Below are 26,541 nucleotides of genomic sequence, written 5' to 3' on the forward strand. Positions count from 1 at the left end.
CGAGCCTACCCGGCTTTTACGGCAGTGACTGACGCCACATTGCGTCAGTCACTGTCGCTACGCGTAGAGTCAGTGACTGACACTAAGGAGCCTTTCATGCATGTCTTCGTCACGGGCGGCTCGGGCCAGACCGGTCCCGCCGTCGTCACCGAGCTGGTCCGGGCCGGACACTCGGTCACCGGGCTGGCTCGTTCGGACGCCTCCGCCGCGCGGCTGGAATCGCTCGGCGCGACACCGCACCGGGGGTCGCTCGACGACCTCGACAGCCTGCGCCGCGGTGCCGAAGCCGCCGACGGCGTGCTGCACATGGCCCAGGGCGGCAGCTACGCCGATCCCGACGACCTCATCCGCCGCGACTGCGAGGCGATCGACGCGCTGGGCCAGGCCCTGGTCGGCACCGGAAAACCGTTCGTCAGCACGTCGGGCACCCTGGTGCTGAAGGCCGACCAGGTCAGCACCGAACTCGACCCGGCCGATCCGAATTCGGTCGCCTACTTCCGCATCCCCGGCGAGCAAACGTGTCTCGGATTCGCCGACCGTGGCGTCCGGGCCAGCGTGGTGCGGCTCGCGCCGACTGTGCACGGACCGCGCGACCACGGCTTCATCCCGGCACTCATCGCGGGCGCGCGTCGAGCAGGCGTTTCGGCGTATATCGGCGATGGCACGAACCGCTGGCCCGCCGTCCATCGCGAGGACGCGGCGGTGCTTTTCCGGCTGGCGCTGGAGAAAGCGCCTGCCGGGAGCATGTTGCACGGGGTCGGGGAAATTGTCGAGATCAAGAGCGTCGCGGAGAAGATCGCGCAGTTGCTGGACATCCCCACGACGTCCTTGACTCTCGAAGAAGCCGCCGAACACCTCGGCAACCCGTTCCTGGCAAGGTTCTTCTCGCTCGACGTGCCCGCCTCCAGCGCGCACACCCAGGAGTTGCTGGGCTGGACGCCGAGCCACGCGACGTTGCTGGAAGACCTGGAGACCGGCGACTACTTCACCCCGGAGGCCAGCGATCGCGCCGAGGCGGTGTGGCGCTAGTTCCGGGCACGCACCAACCCGGATTCGTACGCCACGATCACCAGCTGCGCGCGGTCCCGGGCGTCGAGTTTCGCCAGCAGCCGTCCGACGTAGGTCTTCACCGTCGCCATCGACAGCTGCATCCGCTCGGTAATCTCCACATTGGACAGTCCGCTCGCCACCAGCATAAGCACCTCGCGTTCCCGCGGGGCCAAGGCAGCGACGTCCGCACGCGGCGGGGCGTCCGGGATCCGCGCGAACTGCGCGACCAGCCGCCGGGTGATGGACGGGCCGAGCAACGCGTCCCCGGCGGCCACCACGCGCACCGCCGCGCACAAGTCGGCCGGACGGGTGTCCTTGAGCAGGAAGCCGGTCGCTCCGGCGCGGAGTGCGGCGAAGACGTGCTCGTCCAGGTCGAACATGGTCAACACCAGCACCCGCACGTCCGGGGCGCGCTCGCCGATCAGCCGGGTCGCTTCGATGCCGTCCATCACCGGCATCCGGACGTCCATCAGCACGACGTCGGGCTCTTCTGTCACCGCCAGCTCGACGGCCTCGGCCCCGGTCGCGGCTTCGCCGATTACGGTGAAGTCCGGTTCGCTGTCGAGCAGCAGCCGGAAACTGCCGCGCAGCAAGGCTTGGTCGTCGGCGACGACGACCCGGATTTGGTCACTCATCGGCGCACCGCAGCGTGGCGGCGACGCGTTCGCGCATGCCGGTCAGTCCGTGCCCGAGTCGCAGCTCGCCGATCAGCCGGGTCGCTTCGATGCCGTCCATCACCGGCATCCGGACGTCCATCAGCACCACGTCGGGCTCTTCCGTCACCGCCAGCTCGACAGCCTCGGCCCCGGTCGCGGCTTCGCCGATTACGGTGAAGTCCGGTTCGCTGTCGAGCAGCAGCCGGAAACTGCCGCGCAGCAAGGCTTGGTCGTCCGCGACGACGACCCGGATTTGGTCATTCATCGGCGCACCGCAGCGTGGCGGCGACGCGGAACCCGCCGTCCTGGCCAGGTCCGGCGACCAGTTCGCCGCCGTAGAGGGCGACGCGTTCGCGCATGCCGGTCAGTCCGTGCCCGAGCCGCAGTTCGCCGATCGGGGCCGTGCCGTCGTCGGTGACCTGGATCCGGATCTCCTCCGAGGCGACCGCCACGACCACCCGGCACCGGGCCGGCGCGGCATGCTTCACGACGTTCGTCACCGCTTCCTGCACGATCCGGTACGCGGCGAGCGCGACCGGTTCCGGCGCCTGCGCGGTACCGAGGACGGACAACTCGACGTCGACCCCGGCTTGCCGCGCGCGTTCGGCGAGCTGCGGCAACGCGGCGAGCGGATCGGCCGGGGTTTCGTCGGTCTCGTCGCGCAGCACCTGCAGCAACCGCCGCATCTCGCCGAGCGCCGCGCGGCTGGTCTCCTCGATCACCCGCAACGCGTCGCGCGCTTCTTCCGGGCGGCTGTCCGCGACGTGGTTGGCGACCCCCGCCTTCACCGCGATCAAGCCCATTCCGTGGGTGACGACGTCGTGCAGTTCGCGTGCGATCCGGACGCGTTCGTCGACCAGGATCCGGTGTTCGCGTTGCCGCTCCTGCCGCGCGGTTTGCGCGCGCCGGGATCGCACCGCTTCGGCGAGCCCCCAGGTGAGCAACGCCAGCGGGACCCCGAACGCGTACCACCACTGCCCCACGACCGCGGTAGCCGCCGACATCGCTGCTACCCCGCCCGCGGCTGGCAAAGCCCGCGGCGGACGCACGAGGTACAGCACGGCGGCCGCGCCGACGAACGGATCCCACAGCAGCCCGAAAGCCCCGGCAGCCGCGGAAATGACCACGGTGCCGATCAACAGCGGAACCGGAGCCCGCCGCCGCAGCAGGACCGCGGCGGCGATGAGCGTCGCGATCACCGCGGACACGGGCAGCCGCCAGGGCTCCTCGCCGATCAGCAGGTTTCCGGCAAGCCCCACATCCACGACGAGCAGGCCGGCCGCCAGCGCGACGTCGCTCACTCGCAGAGGGGACATAGTCTGCCGATCGTTGCTGATCCGGCCGCCGCCACGGCCGAATGACTTCGCTGCGAAGGTTACGTGCCGCTTCAGGTCGGCCTGCTTTCGGTCGGATGGGCAACCCCACGTTAGCCAGTGCGGCGGGCGCGCACATCGTGCTGTGGTGGGTCATCCCCTGGGCTGATTCCGCGGCGGGGAACTGTCCGCCCCGGACCGATGTGCGCGGGGCGCCCGGCCGGGCACGGTGAGCGGCATGTCGACCTTTCCCGGCCCTCGCCTCGGCGGAGCGGCGCTCGTCCTCGGCCCGGTGCTCGTGCTCGCCGGCGTGCTGCTGCGCCTGCCGTATCCGTTCTTCTTCCCGCACCAGCTAGCCGCTTCGGTGCAGCATCCAGCCCAGATGACCGCGGCTGCGACCTGTTTCGTGGCCGGTCAGGTGGTTCTGCTCTTCGCAGTGTCCACAGTGGTCCGGCAGATCGCGATGCGGAAGCCGCGCTGGGCGGCGTGGTCCGGTGCTCTGGTGCTGATCGGTCTGGCGGAGCGGGTCTTCCATGGCGGATTCGACCAGGCCGCAACGGATCTCGCGCGGCACCGCGGAGCGGATTACGCGACCGCGTTCGTCGCGGACGCCTACGGCGACCTGCACCTGTTCAGCTTCTTGTCGTTCACGATCATGTTCGGCTGGCCGCTGCTGGCTTTCGCCGCCTATCGCGCCGGAGTGCTCGGGCGGGTGCGCGCAGTAGCACTCGCCGCGGCGATGCTCATGCCGCTCGGTGTCCTCAAAGGAACGACGCCGTGGTCGATCGTCGCCGCGGCCGGGCTGTGCGTTGCGCTGGTGCCTCCCGGCGTCCAACTGCTGAAACAAGCCGAACGCCCGGACCGACGCACGTTCGGCCTCGCCTGCCTCGGCGCGGTCGCGGTCGGCGCGCTCGGCTACGTGAGCACGCTGGGCTGACTACTTCAGGTGCTCGCCGAAGAACGCCATCACGCGTCGCCAGGCGTCGGAATCCGAGGGCTCGTGGTAGCCCATTCCGGCGACCCGGGCGACCGCGGCCAGCGGTGCGGGCCGGTAGTGGTTCGCGAAACCGTGCCCGGCGTCCGGGTATTCCTTGACGTCGTGCGGGATTCCGCGTTCGGTGAGCGCGGCGTCGAGCTTGGCCGCGGCACCGCGCAGTGAGAGGTCCTTGCCGCCGAAGCTGCCGACGATCGGACAGGCGCCGTCCAAAATGGACAGATCCTTCGGCAGCGCCCCGTAGTACGGGGCGGAAGCGTTGAAATCCCGCGAGGCAGCCACCAACGCGAACCCGCCGCCCATGCAGAACCCGACGACGCCGACCTTGCCGGTCGCGTCGTCCCGTCCGGCGACGAGCGCCCGCGCCGCCTCGATGTCCGCGAACGCCCGGCCCTCGCGGGCGAGCATCTCCTGGAACGTCCGCTTGACGCACCGGATCATGCCGCCGCGCGAGTACAGATCGGGGCTCAGCGCGAGATATCCCGCGGCGGCGTACCGGTCGGTGATCTCGCGCGCGTCCTGGTTGAGCCCGAAAATGTCGTGGATCAGCACGACCGCCGGGAACGGGCCGTCGCCGGACGGCACCGCCAGATAACCGTCGATTTCCCCGTCCGCCACCGGAATCCGGATGTCCATCGCCTCAGTCCGCCGTGAACGGGTCGTATTGGATCTGGTCCAGCGCGCTGCCCGCGACCAGCATCCGCGACACCGTCGCGCGGATCATCGCCGGCGAACCGGACACCAGGATGTCGTGGTCCGGCCACGCGCCGTACCGCGTGACCGCCTCGGCGAGCGTGCCGTGTTCGCACCCGGGCAGATGGTCGCCGCGTTCGACGACCGGGGTGATGGTGAGCCACGGGTTGGTCGCGGCGAGCGCACGCAGTTCTTCCAGGTCGTAGAGGTCTTCGCGGGTCGGGCCGCCGTAGAACAGCCGGGTCTTCGGGTTCTCGCCCCACAGCGCGAGGTGGTCGAGGATCGCGCGCAGCGGCGCGACCCCGGTGCCGCCCGCGACCATCAGCACCCCGCGCGACTGTTCGCGGTTGACGGTCATCCGGCCCAGCGGCGGACCGAGCCGCCAGACGTCGCCCGCCTGCGTGTGGCTCACGATCGCCCGCGACACCCAGCCGCCGTCGACCGCGCGCACGTGGAATTCGATGCCGCCGTCCTCGCGCGGCGCGTTCGCCGGCGACAGATACCGCCACAACCGCGGCCGCTGCGGCACCTCGACGCTCATGTACTGGCCGGGCGAATACGGCACCGGCTGGTCCGGGATCACCCGCACCAGCGCGAGATCCCAGGTGAGCCGCCGGTGCTCGACCACGGTCGCCGACCACGACGCCGGGTTCTCGTCCGCCGCCGCGGCCTCCTGCATCGCGCGCGCGACGATGGTGAACGCCTCCGCCCACGCGCGCTCGACCTCCGGCGTCCAGTCCGGGCCGAGGTGGTTTTTCAACGCGGCCAGCAGCGCGGTCCCGACGGCCTCGTAATGCTTGGGGGCGACGCCGAACTTGCGGTGGTCGCGGCCGAGCTGGCGCAGGAACGGCAGCAGGTCGTCCGGCCGGTCCACCATCTGCACGACGCGGGCCAGCGCGCGGATGATGCGCCCGCCCTGCACTTCCATGTTGATCGGGAAGAAATCGCGCGTGGCGGGCGCGAGGGTGAACAGCATCCCGTAGAAGAACTGCGAGATCTCCGGCGCGTACGGCTCCGATTTGGCCCAGGTGTCGCGGATGAGCTGCACCATCGCGACGACGGCGGCGGGCGCCTGCCGGGGCGCGGCTGAGGTCCGCGGGAGCGGGCTGATCGAATCGGCTGTCATCGGGCTGTCGTCGTTCATGGGTCGGGACCGGAGGCCGGGGGGTTGGGAGGGAAGGGTCACGAGAGCAGGGCGGCCGAGGTTGTCGGATTCGGCTCGCGCCGCCGCGCGGGGGAATTCGCCACTCCTGCTCCTCGTTGTCCACGACGTGCTCGCCGCGTCGGCATCGCGGGGCGTCTGGTCCGCAGAGTAGCCGCACTGAGGCGGAAAGCCCGCATCGTTGCTCCGGTCGGGTTACCGGCCAGTCAGGACGTGGGGCAGCTCACCGATTAGATAGTTGTCCTACGCAACCTTCGGCAGCTAAACTTGTAGAATACAAGCAAGTGGGCACAGGCCCGGGAGGAACGATGAGCCCAGCTGACGACGTGCGGCTCGAACTGCTGCGGGAGCTGAAGGCGTCCGCCCAGCTCCAGCACCTGTGGATCATGCAGGCGTGGCAGAACGAGCCAGGGCTGCACCCGGCCTCGGCGATGCTGCTGTCCGACCTCGCCAAGCACGGCGAGGCCCGTCCGTCCGAGGTCGCGAAGCGCAGGCTCGTCGACCTGTCGGTGATCAGCAGGCAGATCGCCCAGTTGCAAGCCGCCGGGCTGATCGAGCGCCGCCCCGCCCCCGAGGACGGGCGCGCGTCGCTGATCAGCGTGTCCGAGGCCGGTCTCGCCCGGCTCGAACTCTGGCGCAAGCAGTACCTCGAGTTCTTCGAGACGGCACTGGGCGGCTGGGACGAGGACCGGATCTCCGGCCTCACGTCGCAGCTCGCCGAATTGAACGAAGGTCTGCGCGCGACGCTCGGCCCGTCCGGGTACTGCGCCGGCGCGCCGCAGTCGGGAAAGTGAAGTAGCGAAAAGTGGAAACCACCGCATCCGGGCAGCCGATGACGCACCGGGAAATTCTCAAGGCCTTCACCGGCCTTTTGCTGGCCCTGCTCGTGGCGTTGCTGTCGTCGACCATCGTGTCCAACGCGCTGCCGACGATCCTCGCCGACCTGCACGGTTCGCAGAGCGAGTACACCTGGGTCGTCACCGCGACGCTGTTGACGTCGACCGCGACCACCCCGATCTGGGGCAAACTCTCCGACCTGTTCAGCAAGAAACTGCTGTACCAAATCGCGATCGTCGTTTTCACCGTCGGATCGGCACTGGGCGGCATCGCGCAGTCGATGCCCGAACTCATCGCCTACCGCGCCCTGCAGGGCATCGGGCTCGGCGGGCTGCAGGCGCTGATCCAGGTCGTCATCGCGGCGATGATCGCGCCGCGCGACCGCGGCCGCTACACCGGTTACACCGGCGCGGTGTTCGCCGTCGCGACCGTGTCCGGCCCGTTGATCGGCGGGCTGATCGTGGACTCGCCGCTCGGCTGGCGCTGGTGCTTCTGGGTGTGCGTGCCGCTGGCCGTCGTCGCGTTCATCGTGCTCGGCCGGACGCTGAAGCTGCCGGTGCTCAAGCGCAAGGTGCGGATCGACTGGCTGGGCGCGACCCTGCTGGTCGGCGGCGTCGCGCTGCTGCTGATCTGGGTTTCGCTGGCGGGCGGCAGCTTCGGCTGGGTTTCGTGGTCGAGCGCCGCGTACGTCGGCGGTGCGATCGTCGCGCTGGCGCTGGCGGTTCTCGTCGAATCCCGGGTCGCGGAGCCGGTGGTTCCGCTGCGGCTCTTCCGCAACCGCACCTTCACGCTGTCCGTGCTCGCCTCGCTGGCGGTCGGCACCGCGATGTTCGGCGGTTCGGTGTTCCTCGGCCAGTACTACCAAATCGCGCGCGGTTTCTCGCCGACGCACGCCGGCCTGATGACGCTGCCGATGGTGCTGGGGCTTGCCGTCGCCTCCACCGGTGCGGGGCAGGTCATTTCCCGCACCGGGCGCACCAAGCCGTTCATGGTCGCGGGCGGGGTTTCGCTGCTGGCCGGGCTGTTCCTGCTCTCGACGGTGGACCACGCGACGAACCTGACGCTGATGGGCGTCTACCTCGCGCTGGTCGGCCTCGGACTGGGCTTCCTGATGCAGAACCTGGTTTTGGTAGTCCAAAACACGGTCGCGATGAAGGACATCGGGTCGTCGTCCTCGGTCGTCACGTTCTTCCGGTCGCTCGGCGGCGCGGCGGGCGTGTCCGCGCTCGGTGCGGTGCTCGCCGCCCGGGTGGCCACGAACATCGCGAACTCCCTGTCGCAGATGGGTATTCACTCGGGCGGAGCAGTTTCCGGCGGTGGCGGCACGTTCGCCATCTCGTCGCTCCCGCCGGCGCTGCAGCCGGTGGTGCGCGGTGCCTTCGGCGACGCGACCGGCACGGTGTTCTTCGTCGCGGGCTGCATCGCCGTGGTCACCTTCCTCGCGGTGCTGTTCATCAAGGAGGTGCCGCTGCGCCGGACGCTCGACGCGGACGCGCCGGCACCGGCTCCGGCGGCGGTTTCGGTCGAGGCCGTCTCGGTGGTCGAAGCTCCGGTCGAGATGACCTCCGTGCTGCGCGGCCGGGTTCTCGACGCGGGCGGTCGTCCAGTGTCGGGTGTCGTGCTCACGCTCACCGACATGACCGGGCGTCAGGTCGACGTTGGGCGTACGGGACGTACGGGCGCGTACGAGTTGTCGGCGGACACTGTGGGCGAGCACGTCCTTCTGGCGACAGCTGGTTCGACGCGGCCCGCGGTGTCGACCGTGCGGCTTAACGGCAACGCGCGTTGGCACGACTTGCTGTTGGACAGCCAGGGCGCCATCTCAGGTCGCGTACGCGCAGCCGGTCGCCACGCCGCGGTCGCAGGCGCGGTGCTGACTCTTACGGACCGCCTGGGCATTGTCACCGCAACGCACATCGCGGGCGGCGATGGCGCGTACCGCTTCACGGGAATCGAACCGGGCGCCTACACGCTCACTGTGTCCGCACACGGATACACGCCGCACGCCGAGACGATGACGGTCGGCGACGGTGCGGCGGCACAGCACGACGTCGAACTGAGCGAGGCTCTTGAACGAGAGTTCGTTAGGCACCAAGGAACACTCAGCGTCGACTAAAGGGGCTCGTGAGTGTTTGTCGCGGTTCTCGCCGCGGTAGACACTCACGAGCTTTCTACTGGGAGTGGCATTTGCCGCCAAGCGATGCGCCCTCCCGGCCCTGCCTCGTCCCCCTCTCCCGGAGGTAGCGTCGAATATGTGACGCGAAGCAGGGTCGCGATGTTGCTGGCAATGGGGATCGACAACTTCGGTTCCGGACTTTTCCTTCCGCTCGCACTGCTTTACGTGACGCGGGTGATCGGAATCCCGCTCGTCGAAGCGGGCACCGCGGTCACTTTGGGCACCACGGCAGGGCTTCTCATGCCGCCGCTGGCCGGGCGGCTGGTGGATCGCGCTGGGCCGAGAGCCGGAGTTCTTGCCTCGCAACTGTTGCAGGCCGCCGGAATCAGCGCGTATTTGTTCGCGCACGACATCGGCGGAGTTGTGGTCGCCGCCATCCTTCTTGGTGCCGGGCAACAATTGTTCTTCAGCTGCCTGTTCGCGCTCGTCGCCGCGGTCGCCGGGGACGTGCCGAAGGACCGGCCGTTCGCCGAGGTCGGAATGGTGCGCGCGGGCGGGTTCGGGCTCGGCGGGCTGATGTCGTCGGCGCTGCTCACCTGGTTCGGCGACAGCGGTTACACCATCGCGCTCTTCGTGGACGTGCTGACTTTCCTCGCGGCCGCGGGCCTCGTCGCGGTGTTCATCCCGCCCGGCCGCCGGTTCGCGCCCGCGGCGCGCGTGCGCAGCGGGGTGTGGCGCAACCGCCCGTACCTGACTCTGATCCTGCTGAGCGGGCTGTTCGGGCTGTCGCTCGACTTCTTCCTCATCGGCACCCCGGTGTTCGTGCTCGACCGATTGCACGCGCCCACCTGGCTGCCCGGCGCGATCCTGTTCCTGCTGACCGTGCTGACCAGCGCCGGCGGCACGGTCGCGCTGCGGCTCACCCGGGGCCTCAGCCGGATCAGCGCGATGCGCGCCGGGTCAGCGCTGTTCGCCGCGTGGTGCCTGACGAGCGTCGGCGTGCTGCTGGTTCCGCGAAGCTGGCAGGTGCCGTACCTGTTGGCCGCCACGCTCGTGTTCGCCGCCGGCGACCTGGTGTTCGGGCCGCGTTCCGGTGCGCTCGCCGAGGCCGCCGCGCCGCCCGAAGCGAAGGGTCGTTACCTCGCCGCGTTCCAATACGCGTTCACTGTGGCTCAGGTGCTCGCTCCAGCGATCGTGTCGTTGTTTTCCGTGGCGGCTTGGTTACCCTGGGTGCTGGTCGGGGGTTGCGCTTGCCTTGCCGCGCTCGGGCTCGGCAGGCTGGGACCGAGGCTGCCCGCGGCCGCGGTGGCACCAATTCAGAGTTGAGCGGAACAGACTCAACTTTGCTGACGTTATACCTGTCGACGGGCCTTGGTCGGGCCTGTCACCAGGTATTTCCACAAACGCATGAGGTGAGGGATGGACGCTTTCAACCCGACCACGAAGACCCAGCAGGCGATCTCGTCCGCGGCGCAGGCGGCCACCGTGGCCGGCAACCCGCACGTGTCGGCCGCCCATTTGCTGGGCGCCCTGCTGGCGCAGGGTGACGGGACCACCGCACCGCTGCTGACCGCGGTCGGGGCGGACCCGGAGACGGTGCACAAGGAGCTCGAGCCGATCATCAACGGACTGCCGTCGGCGACCGGCGCGACCGTGTCGACGCCGCAGTTCGACGCGCCCGCGGTCAAGTCGCTCTCGCAGGCGCAGAAGCTCGCCACCGAACTCGGTGACGAGTACGTGTCGACCGAGCACCTGCTCGTCGGCCTCGCCACCGAAGGAGCCCAGGTCGCGGATCTGCTCAAGCGGCACGGCGCCACGCCGGACGCGCTGCGCGAGGCGTTCGCGAAGGTGCGCGGGTCGGCCCGGATCACCAGCGCGGATCCCGAAAGCACGTTCAAGGCGCTGGAGAAGTACGGCGTCGACCTGACCGAGCGGGCCCGTTCCGGGGAACTCGACCCGGTCATCGGCCGCGACACCGAGATCCGCCGCGTCGTGCAGGTGCTTTCCCGGCGCACCAAGAACAACCCGGTGCTGATCGGCGAACCGGGCGTCGGCAAGACGGCGATCGTCGAGGGCCTCGCCCAGCGGATCGTCGCGGGCGACGTGCCGGAATCGTTGCGCGGCAAGCGAGTCGTCGCACTCGACCTCGGGTCGATGGTGGCCGGAGCCAAGTTCCGCGGCGAGTTCGAGGAGCGGTTGAAGGCTGTCCTCAAGGAGATCACCGACTCCGCGGGCGAGGTCATCACGTTCATCGACGAGCTGCACACCATCGTCGGCGCGGGCGCGACCGGCGAGGGCGCGATGGACGCGGGCAACATGATCAAGCCGATGCTCGCCCGCGGCGAGCTGCGGATGGTCGGCGCGACCACGCTCGACGAGTACCGCCAGCACATCGAAAAGGACCCGGCGCTGGAGCGCCGTTTCCAGCAGGTGCTGGTCGGCGAGCCGTCGCCGGAGGACACCATCGCGATCCTGCGCGGGCTGAAGGAGCGCTACGAGGTGCACCACGGGGTCCGGATCACGGACGCCGCGCTGGTCGCCGCCGCGACGCTGTCGGACCGCTACATCACCGCGCGGTTCCTGCCGGACAAGGCGATCGACCTGGTCGACGAGGCCGCTTCGAAGATCCGGATGGAGATCGACTCGCGTCCGGTGGAGATCGACGAGGTCGAACGGGCCGTGCGGCGCATGGAGATCGAGGAGATGGCACTGTCCAAAGAGGACGACGCTGCCTCCTTGGAACGGCTCACCGCGCTGCGCGCCGAACTGGCCGAGAAGCGCGAGGAACTCACCGCGCTGACCGCCCGTTGGCAGAACGAGAAGGGCTCGATTGAGACCGTCCGTGAGCTGAAGGAGCAACTGGAGCAACTGCGCGGCGAATCGGAACGCGCCGAACGCGACGGCGACCTCGGCAAGGCCGCCGAGCTGCGGTACGGCCGGATTCCGGTGCTGGAGAAGGAGTTCGAGGCCGCGATGGCCGCGAACGAGGCCAGCAAGCAGAACGTCATGCTGAAGGAAGAGGTGGGCGCGGACGACGTCGCCGACGTGGTCAGCGCGTGGACCGGCATTCCCGCCGGACGGCTGCTGGAAGGCGAGACGGGCAAGCTGCTCCGGATGGAGGAGGAGCTGAACCGCCGCGTCATCGGCCAGGACCAGGCGGTCCAGGTCGTCGCGGACGCCGTGCGCCGTGCGCGGGCAGGCGTGGCGGACCCAGACCGGCCGACCGGCTCGTTCCTGTTCCTCGGCCCGACCGGTGTCGGCAAGACCGAGCTGGCGAAGGCGCTGGCGGAGTTCCTGTTCGACGACGAGCGCGCGATGCAGCGCATCGACATGAGCGAGTACTCCGAGAAGCACTCGGTGGCCAGGCTCGTGGGTGCGCCTCCGGGTTACGTCGGCTACGACCAGGGCGGCCAGCTCACCGAAGCCGTCCGGCGCCGCCCGTACACGGTGGTGCTGCTGGACGAGGTCGAAAAGGCGCACCCGGACGTGTTCGACGTGCTCCTGCAGGTCCTCGACGACGGCAGGCTCACCGACGGCCAAGGCCGGACGGTGGACTTCCGGAACACCATCCTGATCCTGACGTCGAACCTCGGCTCGCAAGCGATCGCGGACCCGGCGCTCGACGAACGCCAGCGCCGCGACGCGGTGATGGAGGTCGTGCAGCGGCAGTTCAAGCCGGAGTTCCTGAACCGGCTGGACGACATCGTGGTGTTCCACGCGCTCGGCACCGAGCAGCTGACGTCCATTGTGGACATCCAGGTCGCCCGGCTCGCCAAGCGGCTCGCCCAGCGCCGTTTGCACCTCGAGGTGACCGACGGCGCCCGGGAATGGCTGGCGTTGAACGGCTTCGACCCGATCTACGGCGCCCGCCCGCTGCGCCGCCTGGTGCAGTCGGCGATCGGAGACCAGCTGGCCAAGCAGCTGCTCGCCGGCGAAGTCCGGGACGGGGACACCGTGCGGGTGGACCTGCCGGAACTGGAAACCGGTGACACGCTGACGGTGTCGCGGGCCTGACGTTTGGTCCGTGAAGGGCTCCTTGAGGGAATTGGATTCCCTCAAGGAGCCCTTCACGGCGTTTGGGGTAAGCGCGACGCGGATTGAGAGCGGCTACTCCGGCGGCCCGAAACTATGACCTCGTCAAGGCCGCCCTGCCATCCATCACCCCCGGTTAGCGTCGCCGCTTGGAAGGTTCGTGAGGGCCACCCTGAGGGAATCAGATTCCCTCAGGGTGGCCCTCACGAACCGCTGACCCGACATCCCACCCCGGCCACGCCGCCGACCTGGGCAAGTACGCCTCGAAATGCACCTGCCGCACCGCTTAAGTTCCTGGCATGGGGAATCAGAGTCCGTGAGGGTTCCGCTCACGACCCCGTTGTCGCAGGCACAAGTTGCCAGCCCGGAACGCGAAACCGCCCGGCCGCAGTAGCGCGGCCGGGCGGTTCCGAAACCAAACCCTCAGGCGTCCTCGCCGTGCCCAGGTTCCACCGGACGCGCAGGAGCCGTCGGAGTCGCGCCCCCACCCGGCGGCGGAGTCCGCGGCGCGGGCGGAGACGGCTGCCGCTCCGTAGCCCGCGTGTCCGCCGGCGACGGCGCCGACGTCTCCACTGCGCGAGTATCGACCGGCCGCGTCGCCTGGGTGTCCGCCGGAGAAGGAGCGCTGGTCGGAGGCCCAGCCGGAGTGCCTGCGGAAGGCGTCCACGTGCGGTTCGAGTCGTAGTCCTCGTCGAACGGGTCCACGATGTCCGCGATCTCGCCCAGATCCCGCAGCAGCCGCTCAAGCCGCGACGGCCCAGCCCCGGGCACGACGCTCGCCAGCACCCACTCGTTCTCCAGCCACGCCACGCCGACGTCGCCGCCCAGTTGGTCGGCCGCGTCCACCAGGTCCTGGGTGATGACCTGGCGCGCCCCCTCGGAGTCGTCCGCGAAGGCGTAGCGCTGGCCGATCGGGCCGAGCATCTCCGGCATGTTCTCGCGCTGGAACGGCACGCTCGACAGCCACATCTCGACCGGCACCCGGTGCGTCTTGTTGCAGCGCACGGCCACGACCACCGCGGGCACCTGGCCTTGGGACTCGATGTCGAAGATGAACACCGGACGGCGGCCGTCGGAGGTGAAGGTGGAGCCCGCGACGACGTTCACCGCCGCGTCGGCTCCGAAGTAGCCGATCGCGCCTCCCGACCACTGCCGGGGCAGCCGTTCGTCCTCTTCCACGAACTGCCAGCCGCGCAACTGGGCCCAGCGCTGCCGCTCACGGTTGCGCGAGCCCTCCCTGGCCCGGTCCGCGAAGAGCAGGCCAAGCCCCGCCACCAGCGCGACGGCGGCGATGACGAACCAGATCCACGCCGAGATACCCACGCCGGTCAGGGTATCGCTGCCGAGCCCTCCTACCGGGACGGCCGCACCGTGTCGGCGCGCCCCGTTTGGCCGGAACCCGCCAGGTCGCGTCGACAAATCGGCTAATCGCCCGGCTTGGGTGTCCGTTGCGAACGGGTTCCCGCTGACCGGACGCCCCGCTGGGCCTATCCAGCGATCGCGCCGGACATCCCGGACAGGAACCTTGCCGGACCGCTCCCGCGCCGGGTAGAGGTCGTTCGACAGCCTTTCCCGCCGCCGCCGACAGCAGGAAGGACACCCGCATGTCCCTCTCGAGAAGATCGGTACTGACCGGGACCGCGGCGGCGCTCGGCTCGCTCGCGCTGCCCGGGGTCGCGGCGGCCGCGGGCGCGCGCGACTGGTCCCGCGCCGTCATCGACTCCACCATGAAGCGCTACACCCCGGCGTCCATCGGCGGCTGGAGCTATCCGCTCGGCCTCTACTTCTACGGCCAGTACCTCTTCTATCGGCGGACCAAGGAGCGCAAGTACCTCGACTACCTCGTCGCCTGGTACGACCGGTTCATCACCGACGACGGCATCTCCAACAGCTTCAGCAGCCTCGACTCGATGCGCGCCTGTCAGATGCTTCCGTTGCTGTACAACGAAACCGGCAACGCCAAGTACCGCAAGGCCGCCGATCAGCTGCGCAAACGCTTCGAGACCTATCCGCGCACGAGCGACGGCGGGATGTGGCACGCGGTCAGCCGTCAGCACCAGCTGTGGGGCGACGGGGTGTACATGGCGCAACCGTTCCTCGCCTTGTACGGCAAGGTTTTCCACGACCCGACGTACTGCTACGAGGAGTCCGCCAAGAACCTGTCCGTCTACTTCGGACACCTCAAGGAACCCGCGAAGGGCCTTATCTACCACGCCTACGACGAAAGCGGCACCCAGCCGTGGGCGACCGGGCCCGGCAAGCACTCCAGCTTCCACTGGGCCCGCGCGATCGGCTGGTTCGGGATGGCGGCGATCGACATCCTCGAGGTGCTGCCCGCCGACCATCCCCGCAGGCCGGAGCTGGTCGGGATCGTCCAGTTCCTCGCCGACGGATACCGCCGGTTCCAGGATCCGCGGACTGGCAGGTGGTACCAGGTCGTCGACCACGGCGGGGACGACGGGAACTGGCTGGAGACGTCCGCGTCCTCGATGTACGCGTTCACCGTCTCCCGGGGCGTCGAGCGCGGATATCTGCCCGCTTCTTATGCCTCGGTCGCGCAGCGCGGCTACGCGGGAGTGCTGCAGAAGGTGTCGATCGGGTCGGACGGGCTGACGAACATCGCCGACATCTGCGAAGGGACGAACGTCGGGGACCTGAAGTTCTACTTCGCGCGGAAGCGACTGACGAACGACTTCCACGGGCTCGGCGCGTTTCTGATCATGAACGAGCAGTTCACCCGGTATCGCTGCTGAAAAGCGCGAAGGGCCCCTTGATCGACTCAACGGGCCCTTCGCGACACAGCCGGTTTACGTCTCGCCGGTCGGGTTGGCGGGTTTGGCCAGCGGTCCAGGCGACCACAGTCCGGAATGCGTCACCGACTGCTGATGCAGCGCTGCCGAAGCCGGGAGCGCGTTCGCGACGTCGGGCGTCACCTCGTACAACGTCCCCCAGTCACGGTCGACGTCGCCTTCCAGATACGTCGGCAACGCCTCCATCTGGACGCTCGCGTTCATCCACACGAACGGCCCGCCGCCCGCGGGCGAAGACCAGTACCGGCCGACCGTGCGCAGGTCGTCGCCCGCGCTGATCCGGTACTTCGGCATCTCGGCGATCCCGTTGTGGATCGAGGACGGGCGCAGGCACGGGTGCTGTGCGGCGGCGGCCCACTCCAGGAACACCGGGTCCTTCCCGACCACGTCGGTCATCTTCGCGATCTTCGGCGCCCGCGGCGCGCTGAACGCGACCCAGCCTTCGCTGCCGAGCCCGCGGCCCTTCGCCACGATCCGCACCTGGTCGGCGCCGTCGGGCACGCTGACCCGCGCGTCCCGCCAGTCGGTGTCCTTCTTCTTCGCGTCGAGCTTCTCGCGGCTGAGCACCTCGAACCCGGCGGGGGTGTTCTTGCCGAATTCGGCGGTCAGCCCGTTCGGGTCCTCGGTCTTGCCCGCGAGCGCGACCACGATCGGCACCGAGCCGTCGCGCGCGCGTTCCGGGATCGAGTACCACTGGGTGCGCAGGTCGCCCGCGCCGTCGCCGGACTCGTGGTAGCTGCCCCAGATCGGCGCGGCGTCCTTGCCGAAGCCGTGCGGCGGCTTCCACTTGTCGTCCGTGGGCAGCCCGCCGTTGGTGACGAAGCCCTTCTGCGTGCTGGTCAGCCATTCCTGCGGCGTGGTCCCGCGGTCGGCGCCGGCGGGCACCTGCCAGCCGGGCGCGGCGTTCTGCGGCTGCTGCGGCGCGGCTTCGAGAATGCCGGCCTTCGGATCGCGCTCGACCTTGATGTAGTCGGACAGCCCGCAGCTCTTCCCGGCCAGCTGGCGGATGTTGTCGGCACCCATGTTGTAGGTGTCCCAGCGCTTCTGGATGCCCTTGGCGATGCTGCCGATCTCGAACAGCACGAGAATCGCGCACACCGTCGACAGCGGTGCGAGCCCGAGCCGCAGCGCCCGGCCGCGGTTTTCCAGGTCGGACCGCGGCACCGGCGCGGGCGGCACGAACGGTTCGTGCTCGTTGTGCTTCATGTGTTCGATCGCCGCGATCGCCAGCGCGACCGCGGCCGCCACGAGCGCCATCGTGCTCAGCTTGATGCCGAACACCTGCGGCGGGAGGTCGAACCACGGCACGCCCCACGCCGAGACGTACCACCAGGCGTTCGGCCCGGTCGAAGCGAGCGCGACGATCACCATCAGCCCGGCGAAGAACGCGGCGCGGTTGCGGCGCGACAGCAGCACGGTCGTGCTCGTCGACAACGCGGTGAGCGCGGCGAGCGGACCGCCGACCGCGACCAGCATGCCGAAGTGGTGCGAATGCTTGGTCGGGGCGAGCGCGAGGACCACAAAGGACAGTGCGCTGATGCCGAGCAGCCTGCGGCTCGGGCCGAGCGCGGCACCGCGGATGTTGCCGCGCCGCAGCAGCACGACCGCGCAGGTCGCCAGGCAGAGGAAGATCAACAACACCGGGAACCGGCGCGTCATCGAGCCGTCCGGGCCGTTGCTGAACAGCATTGTGTAGCGGTCCAGCTCGTTGTACCAGGCCCCGGTCGGCCCGAGCGACGAGCGCAGCCGCACCGATTCGAGCGCGCCGCTCAGCGTCTGGTCGCAGAAGATGAGCGCGAGGATCACCAGTCCGGCGGCGGCGACCGGCGCGAGCACCGGCACCCAGCCGAACTGGCGGGCGTGCCGGAGCACGATCTTCGCCAGCGGTTTCAGCCCGACCACGAACGGCAGCACGGCCATCAGCCCGTGCGGGTTGACCGAAACGCACAACGCCGCGACGGTCAGCCCGACCGCCGCCGGGCCGAGCCGCCGGGTCGCCACCGCGCGTTCGACCGCGCAGATGGTGATCAGCGACAGCAGCGCGACCAGGTTTTCCGGGCGCAGGCCGTTGTCGTAGGGCAGCCAGAACGCGAGGAAGACCGCGCCCGCCGCCCAGCCGGCTGCGCTGCTGATCCGCACCTGCCTGCCGAGCCGGGGCAGCACGCCCCGGCTGATCAACATCCAGCAGGCGACGCCCATCAACAGCGACGGCAGCCGCATCCACGGCGTCAGCGAACTGACCTTGGTCATGGCCGCGTAGATGTCGACGAACCAGGCCATCGGCGCGTCCGGCGCGGCGAACCACCGGTAGTACTCGCCGATGTACCCGGCGTCGCCGCGGACGCGCGCCATGGTCGTGAAGTAGCCGTCGTCGGCGGTCATCGCGCCGATCAGCCACCAGACGCCGAGCGTGCCGAGGACGGCTATGTCGAGGAATTTCAGCTTCCACCAGCCCCGCTTGGCCAGCCGGGGCGCGCGCCGGCCGGAGAGCCGGTCGAGGCGGTACAGCGCGAGCACCGCGCCGATGAAGCAGAGCACCGACAGCACGATGGCGGCCAGCTTGATGCCGGTCGCCGTGCTGGCCCAGCGGTTGTCGACCTGCGCGGAAACCGAAAGGCCGTGCGTGTCGTCCTGGTTGTTGAGGTCGGAGAAGAAGCCGGTGAGCTGCGGCCGGTGGTCGTCGCTGACGTCCGCCAGGTGGGCGCCGCCGACGGACGCGGTCGTGTGCTTCGGGTCGGAATGCACGGTGATCGTGCAGTCGCCCTCGCCGATCGGGGCCGCGCCGAGCTGCTGGCCCTGTGAGGAAAGCGTGAGCTGACCGTCGCCGACCTGCAGGGCCATCCCGGTGACGGTGCCGATGCTGGAGTTCGGCGGGTTGGTGCTGAACAGCACGGCGTTGCCGTCGGTGCGCGCGTCGAGCGCCCGCGCGGTCGCGCACGAGACCTTCGCGTCAAGCGAGATCGGCGCCTGCGCGGTCAGCGGGGCGGACACCGCCCTGGTGCCGCCCTGGGCGGTCGGCCAGTCGAGGGTGGTTTGCTCGAGCGTGACGGGCAGGAACGGGATCGCGATCGCGAGAATCGCGCCGGCGATTCCGAAAACCGCAGCGAGCAGCCGCGCCCGACGCCCGGCTTTGCTCTTGCCGGCAGCTGTCGGAGACGCCGATTCGGCGGCAGCGGATTCGAGGTCGACCACGCCCCGCAGGCTATCCAAGCGGATGCGGGCCTCCCGCTGGGGACTCTCCAGGTGGCGGCGCCACCTGGTCGAGCCCGGATTCGCGCGCCGAACCGCCACGGTGGGTAAAGGAAGCGCGGCCCTCGTTACGGCGAACGGGTGACGTCCCGCAGCTCACGGCGGCTTCGGCCGAGGGCCGTTTCACGATCCGGAAACGGTCCGGACTCGGTTGCCGAAAGCGGACCCGGCCTGGCGGTGAACTCAGCCGGGCGAGAAAGTGAACGGCGGCCCGGAAACTGTCCATCCGTTGTCGATGACCGGATTTCCGAGCACCTCGGCGCCCACGTGCTGGCTCCGGGTAACCGGGACACCCACGGTAGAAGCGGTGCTCGCCCGCGCCGCCGCGATGTCCGCGGCCGACAGTTCGCCGTGGAACCGCTCGGTGCGCTCGGCGGTCGACTGGCTCGTCGCGGCCAGCGTGTGCACCGGGCCGAGGTCGCCGGACACGCTGTGCCGCTCGGTGGACTCCAGCCGCGCGACGTCGAGCTTGCCGGTGAACTGGCCGAGCACGCTTTCGTCGGAGTTCGCGACCACCGAGCCCGCCGGGCCGAGGTCGACGGCGTCCGCGGAGGTGCGTTCGACGCGGCTGCCGCTCATCAGGTCGCCGGAGAACCGGCCGGCCAGACCGGATTCGGCGCCGGTCTTGCTGCTGGAGAGCGCTTCGACGCCCTGCGGCAGCCGGACGCCGTGCCGCATGGACTGGTCCAGACCTGCTACGTGCGCACCGTCGAACGGCTGCGTGTGGTGCGCACCGAGGTCGTTGCCGGTGAACGCGCGGCCTGCCTCGCCGAGACGCAGGTCGTGCGTCTGGGACTGGCCGGCGGCGTCCGGAGCGAGCGCCTGGTGCAGGTTCGACGCGGCGGACGCGGGCAGATCGCGTGTTGTGAGCGCCTCGTCGCGGGTGAACTGGAGGTCGGAGGAGGAACCGTGCTGGTGCAGGTCGAGCGGCAGTTCCCCGCGCGGGGTGTCCGCCAGCGCCGCAGCCGGGCCGGCGAGCAACAGAGCGAGGGGCGCCGCACCGGCGGCCATCCGGGGCAGATATCCGGGCGTCCGCTTGGTGTGCTTGCCCATGCGCCGGACCATACTGCGCCACCAGCGCAAACGCAGCTGAAAAACGGGTAGCTTCACCCACATGACCACCAGTTCTGTGATCACGGGAGCCACCGCGGGCATCGGCGCGGAATTCGCGCGCCGGCTCGCCGCCGAGAAGCACGACCTCGTCCTCGTCGCCAGGGACGAGGAGCGGCTGACCGCGCTGGCCGAGAAGCTGCGCGCGGAGCACGGCGTCGAGGTGACCGTGCTGTCCGCCGATCTGTCCGAAGTGGACGGTCGAGGCCGGGTCGCTGAGCTGCTCGAAACCCGGCCGGTCGACCTGCTGGTCAACAACGCGGGGTTCGGGCTGAGCGGCGAGTTCTGGGAGATCCCGGCCGAGGACCTGCAGCGTCAGCTCGACGTGAACGTGACCGCCGTGCTGCAGCTGACCCGGGCGGCGCTGCCGGGCATGGTCGAGCGCGGCCGCGGCGACATCATCAATGTCAGCAGTGTCGCGGGCTTCTTCTCCGGTCGCGGTTCGACGTATACCGCCAGCAAGAACTGGGTCACGTCGTTCACCGAGGGCATCGCGATGTCGCTGCCGAAGGGCGTGCGGATGATGGCGCTGTGCCCCGGTTTCACCCACACCGAGTTCCACGAGCGCGCCGGGCTGCGGCGGGAGGGGCCGAAGGCGTTCTGGCTCGACGTGGCCCAGGTCGTCGACGAAGCCCTCGCTGACCTGCGCCGCGGCAAGGTGATCTCGGTGCCGAGCCTGCAGTACAAGGCCCTGGTCGGGATCGGCGGACTGCTGCCGCGTCCGGTGCTGCGCAAGCTCGCCGGCGGGTTCGGCAACCGCCGCCGCACCTAGCGGTAGGGACAGCCCTACCCCGTCCCGGCGTGTGCGCCCCAGGGTGTTTTCCCCCGGCAGGCCATAGCGTTTTCCCCATGGCGACTGGGGAAGCGGTGCGGCTTGAATCCGTCCGCAAGGAATACGGCCGGGTCACGGCACTGGACGGGGTGAGCCTGTCCTTCTCGCGCGGGGGGTTCACCGCGGTGATGGGCCCGTCGGGCTCGGGCAAGAGCACGTTCCTGCACTGCGCGGCCGGACTCGACCGGCCGACGAGCGGTTCGGTCCTGCTCGACGACCAGGAACTGGGCAAGCTCTCCGAAACGCGGCTCACGAAGCTGCGCCGGGACAAGGTCGGATTCGTCTTCCAGGCGTTCAACCTGCTGCCCGCGCTGACCGTCGAGCAGAACGTCGTGCTGCCGCTACGGCTGGCCGGTCGTCGTCCGGACCGCCGCCGCGTCGCCGAGATGCTCGGGCACGTCGGGCTGGGCGACCGGCGCAAGCACCTGCCGGGTCAGTTGTCCGGTGGTCAACAGCAGCGGGTGGCGATCGCTCGCGCGCTGGTCAGCCGCCCGGCCGTGCTGTTCGCCGACGAGCCGACCGGCGCGCTGGACACCCGTACCGCCAGTGAAATCCTCGGCCTGCTCTCGGAATCGGTGCGCGGCGGGCTGACCGTCGTGATGGTGACACACGACCCGGTCGCGGCCTCCTACGCGGATCGCGTCGTCTTCCTCGCGGACGGCCGCGTCGCCGGCGAGCTGCACCGGCCGACCGCGACGGCGGTCGCCGAACGCATGACGCACCTCGGCGCCTGGGCCGACCGGACGCCGGTGGGCGGCTTCTGATGTTCAGTCTTGCCTTGCGCACCTTGCGTTTCCGCACCGGCGGGTTCATCGCCGCGTTCGTGGCCGCGTTCCTCGGCGCGGTGATCGTGTCCGCCTGCGCCGGTCTGATGGAGACCGGGATCCGGTCCGCCGCGCCGCCGCACCGGCTGGCTTGGGCGACGGCAGTTGTTGCCGGACAAAAGGATTTCGAGCTGCAGAAGCATTCCGACAAGCCCAAGACGCAGTCGGTCGCGCTGTCCGAGCGGGTCCGGTTGGACCGATCGCTGGCGGAGACGATCCGCGCGACGCCTGGCGTGTCCACTGTGGTCGGTGAGGTGAATTTCCCGGTATCGCTGGGTAAACAGCCTCTCGTCGCGCACGGTTGGGAGTCCGCTCGGCTGCCCGGACCCGCGCCGCGAGACGGTGAAGTGGTGCTGCCCGCCGTCAGCGGGGTGTCGGCTGGCGCGACGGTTGACCTTGCGGTGCAAGGGAAGATCAATCACTACCGCGTCGCTCGGACGGTTGAGGGATCCGACGTGTTCTTCGCCGACGACGTGGCCGATCAGCTCTCCGGCCACCCCGGCAAGGTCGACTACTTCGGCGTCGTCACTGACAATCCGGCCGCGTTGCATCTCGGGTCGGGGGTGTCCGTGCTGACTGGGGATGAGCGCGGCCTCGCTGAATTCCCGGAGGCGCAAACGAGCGGCGCACGGCTGATTCCGTTGGCCGGTGTCGCGGGCGGACTGTCGATTTCGGTCGCGGTGTTCGTCATCGCCAGCACGTTGATGCTGTCGGTGCGCCAGCGGCAGCGGGAATTGGCTCTGCTGCGCGCGATCGGCACGACGCCGCGGCAGTTGCGGCGCATGGTTCTCGGCGAAGCGCTGGTCATCGGCGTGCTCGCGACCGGAGTCGCGGCCGCGCTGGGTCCGGTGTTCGGCCGATGGCTGTTCGAACAGTTCACCTCGGGCGGGTTCATTTCGCCCGAGGTGCAGTTCCACCAGGGCTGGATCCCGATGATCATCGCGGCGGGCGCGACGATGCTCGCCGTCGGGATTTCCGCGCTGGTCGCCGGATTCCGGGTCGGTCGCATCCGGCCGACCGAGGCGCTCGCCGAGGCCTCCGTGCCGCGCAGCTGGCTGACTCCGGTGCGGCTGATCGTCGCGCTGCTGTGCTTCGGCGGCGGGACCGCGCTGGGCATCGTCACGCTCACAGTGATGACGGGACCCATCGCGGCGAGCACGGCGGGTCCGGCGGTGATGCTGTGGGCGATCGGCGTCGCGATGATCAGCCCGGGCGTCACGAAGCTGACCGCGATCCTGTTGCAGGGCCCGATGCGGCTGATCAGCGGCGTCACCGGCTGGCTGGCGATCACCAACACGCGCAACGCGGCCACCCGGGTGGCCGGCGCGGTCACGCCGATCATGCTCGCCGTCGGCATCGCGACCGCCAACATCTACCTGCAGACCACGACCACCGCCGCTTCCGCGCAAGCCTTCGCCGAAGACCTCCGCGCCGACGCGGTCGTCGCGGGCCCCACTGGAATTTCTCCGGAGGCTCTCGACCGTGTCCGGCACGCGGACGGCGTCGCGGCGGTCTCGTCGTACGTCAGCAGTCGCGCGTTCATCACCGCGCCGTTCGACGAGAACCAGACCAAGAAGGGCTACCCGGCGCTCGGCCTCACCGACGCGACGATCAACGCGGCCACGGTCGTGCAAGGCAATCTCGCCGACCTCAAAGGCGACACGATCGCGTTGCCCGACGCCGCCGAAGTCTCCCGGTCCGTCGGCGATTCCGTCACGCTCCGTCTCGGCGACGGGACCGACCGGACCCTTCGCATCGTCGCGATCGTGCAGCAGCGAGACGGTGCCGAACAGCTTCTCCTGCCCGCCGACCTGCTCGCCGCGCACACTGCCGCGGGTCTCCCCCGGCAGGTGCTCGTCCGCGCCGAACCCGGCGTCGACCAGGCCCGGCTGACGCGCAGCCTGACCGCCGCGACCGCCGGTCTCCCGGTGTCCGTCGGCGACCGGAGCACGCTGGCCGCCGCGAACGCCAAGAACGACGAGACCGGCGCGTGGGTGAACTACCTGCTGGTCGGCATGATCGTCGGCTACACGGTGATCTCCGTGGTGAACACCCTGGTCATGGCCACCTCGCGGCGTCGGCGGGAGTTCGGGCTGCAGCGCCTCGGCGGTTTCACCCGCGGCCAGGTGCTGCGGATGGCCGCGAGCGAAGGCGGTCTGATCGCCGCGATCGGCATCCTGCTGGGCACCGTCGTCTCGGCGGGCGCGATCGTGCCGTTCTGCCTCGTCGCGACCGGACGGGTGCTGCCGGACGGGCCGATCTCCATCTACCTGGTGATCGTCGCGACCGCGATCGTGCTCGCCTTGGTCGCCGCGGTCCTGCCCGCTTGGGTGGCGACGCGGACGCGTCCGGTGACGGCCGTCGCGACCGGGGAGTGACGCGCGGAAGTTGTCGGTGCCGTGTGTAAGACTCTCGGCCGTGGCGTACCCCGGGTTGGATCAAACTGCGAAACTCGAACTGGCCAGGCTGGTCAGCGAACTGGCCGTCGTGCACGGCAAGGTCACCTTGGCCTCGGGCAAGGAAGCCGATTACTACGTCGACCTCCGGCGGGCGACGCTGCAGCACGCGGCCGCCCCGCTCATCGGCAAGCTGCTGCGGCAGCTCACCGCTGACTGGGACTACGTCGCGACCGGCGGGCTCACCCTCGGCGCGGACCCGGTGGCGCTGGCGATGCTGCACTCCGCCGCAGCCGAGGGCGTGGTGCTCGACGCGTTCGTCGTCCGCAAGGCGATCAAGGAACACGGGATGCAGCGCCGGATCGAGGGCGTGGAGGTGCGCGGGCAGCGGGTGCTGGCCGTCGAGGACACCTCCACCACCGGCGGCAGCGTGCTCACCGCGGTCGAGGCGCTGCGCGAAGGCGGGGCCACCGTGGTCGGCGTCGCGACGGTCGTCGACCGCGACACCGGCGCGCGCGAAGCCATCGAGAAGGCCGGGCTCGAGTACCGGTACTTGCTGAGCAAGGACGACCTCGGGCTCAGCTGAGGAGTCAACCGAGCGGAAGTGAGCACAGTCACCCACAATGCGTGCGTGACGAATGCCCGCCACGCGGTGTCCCCCTGACGGAAGGGGGTGCCGTGACCACGACCAGTGTCCCGCTCGACGACGCCACCCTCGTCGGCCGTGCGCGAGACGGCGACGTGCGCGCGTACGAACAGCTCGTGCAGCGTTATCAGGGCCCGATGTTCCGGCTCGCCCTGAAAATGCTGCATCACCGCGGCGACGCCGAGGACGTAGTGCAGGAAGCGTTCCTCGGCGCGTGGCGGAAGCTGGCGCAGCTGAACGACGACAACGCGTTCGTCGGCTGGCTGTACCGCGGAACGACCAACCGCTGTCTCAACGTGATCCGGGCGCGCCGCCCGCAGGCCGACGTCGACCTCGACCTGGCCGAATCGCCGCGCCGCGACACGCAGCCGGAGCACGCGGTGCAGGTCAGCGGCCAGCTCGCGGCACTCGACGAGGCGCTTCAGACGCTCACCCCGCAGCAACGGGCGTGCTGGCTGTTGCGTGAAGTGCACGGCCGGTCGTACGACGAGATCAGCGAGATCGTCGGCGCGAACCCCACCGCGGTCCGGGGGCGCATCGCCCGGGCCCGTGCGCAGCTGGCGGAGGTGATGAAGCCGTGGAGGTGAACCAGGACTACGAACTGCCGTGCGGCCGGGAACTGGAAACGCTCTGGGAGAACCTGGACGAGTCCGACGACCACCAGGCGGAGTGTGTCCACTGCCGCACCGCGCGGGAAAGCCTGCTGGCCCTGCGCTCGGCGACGCAGGAACTGATCGACGAGCCCGACCCGACCCCGCCGGACCTGTTCGGCCGGATCATGTCGGCCGTCCGCGCCGAAGTGCGCCGCGGCCAGATGCTGGATCTCGCCGCCGCCGAACCGGGTTCGGTCGAAGTGAGCGAACAAGCCGTCGCGGTCGTGCTCCGCTATGCGGCCGATTCCGCCGGCGACGTCCGCGCCCGCCGGGTGCGGGTGCGAAAGGTCGGTGTTGATTCGTCCGGCGCGGCTCAGGTCGAGGTGGAACTCACCCTCGCGGCGCGCCTGGGGAACACCAGCGGCGCTGACACGTTGGCCCGCGTACGAGAACTGGTGTCCGCTGCCGCGACCTCGCGGGTGGGTATTTCGTTGGTCAGCCTGGATCTGCTGGTGGAAGACGTGTACGAGGACGGGGAATGACCGCCGAATACGTGATCGCCGCCCCGGTGATCGCGAGCGTTGCCGCCCGCGCGGCCGCCGAAACCGCCGGAGTCGTGCGCCTGGAACCCGGCCTGCGCGGCTTGGCGACCGCGTGGGCCCGCGAAGCCAGGCAACGCTGGAAGGGCCTGGAACCGGCTCCCGCGGACGGCGTCCGGGTCCGCGCCCACGAGGACAGCCTGACGGTCGAGGTCGACGTGGTCATCTCGGGTGCGGACCAGGCCGCCGCCGTGGGCCGCGCGGTGCAGCGAGCGGTGTTCCGGGAAGTCCTCGCGCAGACCGGCCGCTCCGTGGACGCCGTTCGAGTGTCCATTTTGGACATCGAAGTGGGGCGGAAGTGACCGATCCGCGTTCGCTGACCGGAAGACTCGCCGACGCCCTGTCGGCCGTCGACGGCCTCCGCCCCGCGACGAGCGTGGCCGCGGAAATCAGCTGGCTGCCGACCGATCCCGCTGGTGGGTCAGTGGATCTGACCGCGGAATCGGTGGAGATCCGGGTGGTCGCGCTGCGATTGCCGCTGCCGCCCTTGCTGTCGGCCGCCGAAGTCCAGGTGCGCAAGGTACTCGACGGGACCGAGTGGGCGGACGCAAGCATCCGCCTCGTCGTGACGGACATCGACGGAGCAGCGTTCGCTGGCTGAACGCCCTTTTCCGCGTATCGTCGGCTTC

Annotated in this window: 22 protein-coding genes and 1 pseudogene; 15 read left to right on the top strand and 8 right to left on the bottom strand. The window is 69.8% G+C overall.

The features are described from left to right. The first annotated feature begins 96 nt into the window (after positions 1-96). The gene (locus tag EIZ45_RS08335; RefSeq protein ID WP_134664313.1) at positions 97-1,029 is read left to right on the top strand and encodes an SDR family oxidoreductase; all 933 of its coding nucleotides are present in this window, start codon (positions 97-99) and stop codon (positions 1,027-1,029) included. On the opposite strand, the gene EIZ45_RS08340 is transcribed toward EIZ45_RS08335, so the two are convergent. The 3 genes from EIZ45_RS08340 to EIZ45_RS08350 are packed head-to-tail and all read right to left on the bottom strand — an operon-like array spanning position 1,026 to position 3,007. Next, positions 1,026-1,685, bottom strand: coding sequence for a response regulator transcription factor (locus EIZ45_RS08340; protein ID WP_134736038.1), 660 nt, complete (start codon positions 1,683-1,685; stop codon positions 1,026-1,028). The two genes, EIZ45_RS08335 and EIZ45_RS08340, sit on opposite strands and share 4 nt — an antisense overlap. Further along, entirely contained in the window at positions 1,678-1,971 is a 294-nt protein-coding gene (locus EIZ45_RS08345) for a response regulator (RefSeq protein WP_134727696.1), read from the bottom strand. The genes EIZ45_RS08340 and EIZ45_RS08345 overlap by 8 nt, the downstream gene beginning before the upstream one ends. Beyond that, positions 1,964-3,007 (bottom strand): sensor histidine kinase, encoded by a 1,044-nt coding sequence (locus tag EIZ45_RS08350; RefSeq protein WP_205670007.1) that lies wholly within the window; start codon positions 3,005-3,007, stop codon positions 1,964-1,966. The genes EIZ45_RS08345 and EIZ45_RS08350 overlap by 8 nt, the downstream gene beginning before the upstream one ends. Positions 3,008-3,257: 250 nt before the next feature. Here EIZ45_RS08350 and EIZ45_RS08355 point away from each other — a divergent pair, with 250 nt between their 5' ends. Beyond that, a complete protein-coding gene (locus EIZ45_RS08355; RefSeq protein WP_134664325.1) occupies positions 3,258-3,956 on the top strand; it encodes a hypothetical protein in 699 nt (232 codons plus the stop codon). Here the strand turns inward: EIZ45_RS08355 and EIZ45_RS08360 are convergent, their stop codons facing one another. Both EIZ45_RS08360 and EIZ45_RS08365 read right to left on the bottom strand, forming a co-directional pair. After that, positions 3,957-4,649 (bottom strand): dienelactone hydrolase family protein, encoded by a 693-nt coding sequence (locus EIZ45_RS08360; RefSeq protein WP_134664327.1) that lies wholly within the window; start codon positions 4,647-4,649, stop codon positions 3,957-3,959. It lies immediately after the preceding gene. A 4-nt stretch (positions 4,650-4,653) separates the two neighbouring features. Next, a complete protein-coding gene (locus EIZ45_RS08365) occupies positions 4,654-5,832 on the bottom strand; it encodes a globin domain-containing protein (protein ID WP_199817392.1) in 1,179 nt (392 codons plus the stop codon). 344 nt (positions 5,833-6,176) lie between these two features. On the opposite strand from EIZ45_RS08365, the gene EIZ45_RS08370 reads away from it, so the two are divergent. The 4 genes from EIZ45_RS08370 (at position 6,177) to clpB (ending at position 12,835) form a co-directional block, all read left to right on the top strand. Beyond that, positions 6,177-6,662 (top strand): MarR family winged helix-turn-helix transcriptional regulator, encoded by a 486-nt coding sequence (locus EIZ45_RS08370; protein WP_037808892.1) that lies wholly within the window; start codon positions 6,177-6,179, stop codon positions 6,660-6,662. Between the two features lie 38 nt (positions 6,663-6,700). Continuing rightward, positions 6,701-8,821, top strand: coding sequence for an MFS transporter (locus tag EIZ45_RS08375; protein WP_134664421.1), 2,121 nt, complete (start codon positions 6,701-6,703; stop codon positions 8,819-8,821). Positions 8,822-8,959: 138 nt separating this feature from the next. Further along, complete coding sequence (locus tag EIZ45_RS08380; RefSeq protein ID WP_134664329.1) at positions 8,960-10,147, top strand: MFS transporter; 1,188 nt, start codon at positions 8,960-8,962, stop codon at positions 10,145-10,147. 93 nt (positions 10,148-10,240) lie between these two features. Then, positions 10,241-12,835, top strand: a complete 2,595-nt coding sequence (gene clpB / locus EIZ45_RS08385; RefSeq protein ID WP_134664331.1) for an ATP-dependent chaperone ClpB — start codon at positions 10,241-10,243, stop codon at positions 12,833-12,835. Between the two features lie 693 nt (positions 12,836-13,528). On the opposite strand, the pseudogene EIZ45_RS08390 reads toward clpB, so the two are convergent. Beyond that, a pseudogene (locus EIZ45_RS08390) lies at positions 13,529-14,176 on the bottom strand (hypothetical protein); the annotation flags it as partial. A gap of 281 nt (positions 14,177-14,457) precedes the next feature. Between EIZ45_RS08390 and EIZ45_RS08395 the strand changes: the two are divergent. Beyond that, complete coding sequence (locus EIZ45_RS08395; protein WP_134664335.1) at positions 14,458-15,606, top strand: glycoside hydrolase family 105 protein; 1,149 nt, start codon at positions 14,458-14,460, stop codon at positions 15,604-15,606. A gap of 54 nt (positions 15,607-15,660) precedes the next feature. Here EIZ45_RS08395 and EIZ45_RS08400 read toward each other — a convergent pair whose 3' ends face one another. After that, the gene (locus EIZ45_RS08400) at positions 15,661-18,855 is read right to left on the bottom strand and encodes an arabinosyltransferase domain-containing protein (RefSeq protein ID WP_205670008.1); all 3,195 of its coding nucleotides are present in this window, start codon (positions 18,853-18,855) and stop codon (positions 15,661-15,663) included. A 240-nt stretch (positions 18,856-19,095) separates the two neighbouring features. Further along, positions 19,096-19,965 carry a hypothetical protein gene (locus tag EIZ45_RS08405; protein ID WP_134664339.1) on the bottom strand — a complete coding sequence of 290 codons (870 nt, stop codon included), beginning with the start codon at positions 19,963-19,965 and terminating at the stop codon, positions 19,096-19,098. 61 nt (positions 19,966-20,026) lie between these two features. Between EIZ45_RS08405 and EIZ45_RS08410 the strand changes: the two genes are divergently transcribed. The 8 genes from EIZ45_RS08410 (at position 20,027) to EIZ45_RS08445 (ending at position 26,513) form a co-directional block, all read left to right on the top strand. After that, positions 20,027-20,794, top strand: a complete 768-nt coding sequence (locus EIZ45_RS08410; RefSeq protein ID WP_134664341.1) for an SDR family oxidoreductase — start codon at positions 20,027-20,029, stop codon at positions 20,792-20,794. A gap of 77 nt (positions 20,795-20,871) precedes the next feature. Next, on the top strand, positions 20,872-21,618 hold the full coding sequence (locus EIZ45_RS08415) for an ABC transporter ATP-binding protein (protein ID WP_043831556.1): 747 nt from the start codon (positions 20,872-20,874) through the stop codon (positions 21,616-21,618). A gap of 14 nt (positions 21,619-21,632) precedes the next feature. Then, positions 21,633-24,056 (top strand): ABC transporter permease, encoded by a 2,424-nt coding sequence (locus EIZ45_RS08420; protein WP_370318131.1) that lies wholly within the window; start codon positions 21,633-21,635, stop codon positions 24,054-24,056. A gap of 40 nt (positions 24,057-24,096) precedes the next feature. Next, the gene (pyrE, locus tag EIZ45_RS08425; protein ID WP_037808870.1) at positions 24,097-24,660 is read left to right on the top strand and encodes an orotate phosphoribosyltransferase; all 564 of its coding nucleotides are present in this window, start codon (positions 24,097-24,099) and stop codon (positions 24,658-24,660) included. Positions 24,661-24,752: 92 nt separating this feature from the next. Beyond that, positions 24,753-25,307, top strand: coding sequence for an RNA polymerase sigma factor (locus EIZ45_RS08430; protein WP_037808869.1), 555 nt, complete (start codon positions 24,753-24,755; stop codon positions 25,305-25,307). Then, the gene (locus EIZ45_RS08435) at positions 25,298-25,855 is read left to right on the top strand and encodes a hypothetical protein (protein ID WP_043831552.1); all 558 of its coding nucleotides are present in this window, start codon (positions 25,298-25,300) and stop codon (positions 25,853-25,855) included. Before EIZ45_RS08430 ends, EIZ45_RS08435 begins: the two co-directional genes overlap by 10 nt. Continuing rightward, positions 25,852-26,214 carry an Asp23/Gls24 family envelope stress response protein gene (locus tag EIZ45_RS08440; protein WP_037808867.1) on the top strand — a complete coding sequence of 121 codons (363 nt, stop codon included), beginning with the start codon at positions 25,852-25,854 and terminating at the stop codon, positions 26,212-26,214. The genes EIZ45_RS08435 and EIZ45_RS08440 overlap by 4 nt, the downstream gene beginning before the upstream one ends. Further along, positions 26,211-26,513, top strand: a complete 303-nt coding sequence (locus EIZ45_RS08445) for a hypothetical protein (RefSeq protein ID WP_134664345.1) — start codon at positions 26,211-26,213, stop codon at positions 26,511-26,513. Before EIZ45_RS08440 ends, EIZ45_RS08445 begins: the two co-directional genes overlap by 4 nt. Positions 26,514-26,541: the final 28 nt, after the last annotated feature.

This window comes from Amycolatopsis sp. CFH S0740, assembly GCF_004522315.1.
In the GTDB taxonomy this organism is placed as follows: domain Bacteria; phylum Actinomycetota; class Actinomycetes; order Mycobacteriales; family Pseudonocardiaceae; genus Amycolatopsis; species Amycolatopsis nivea.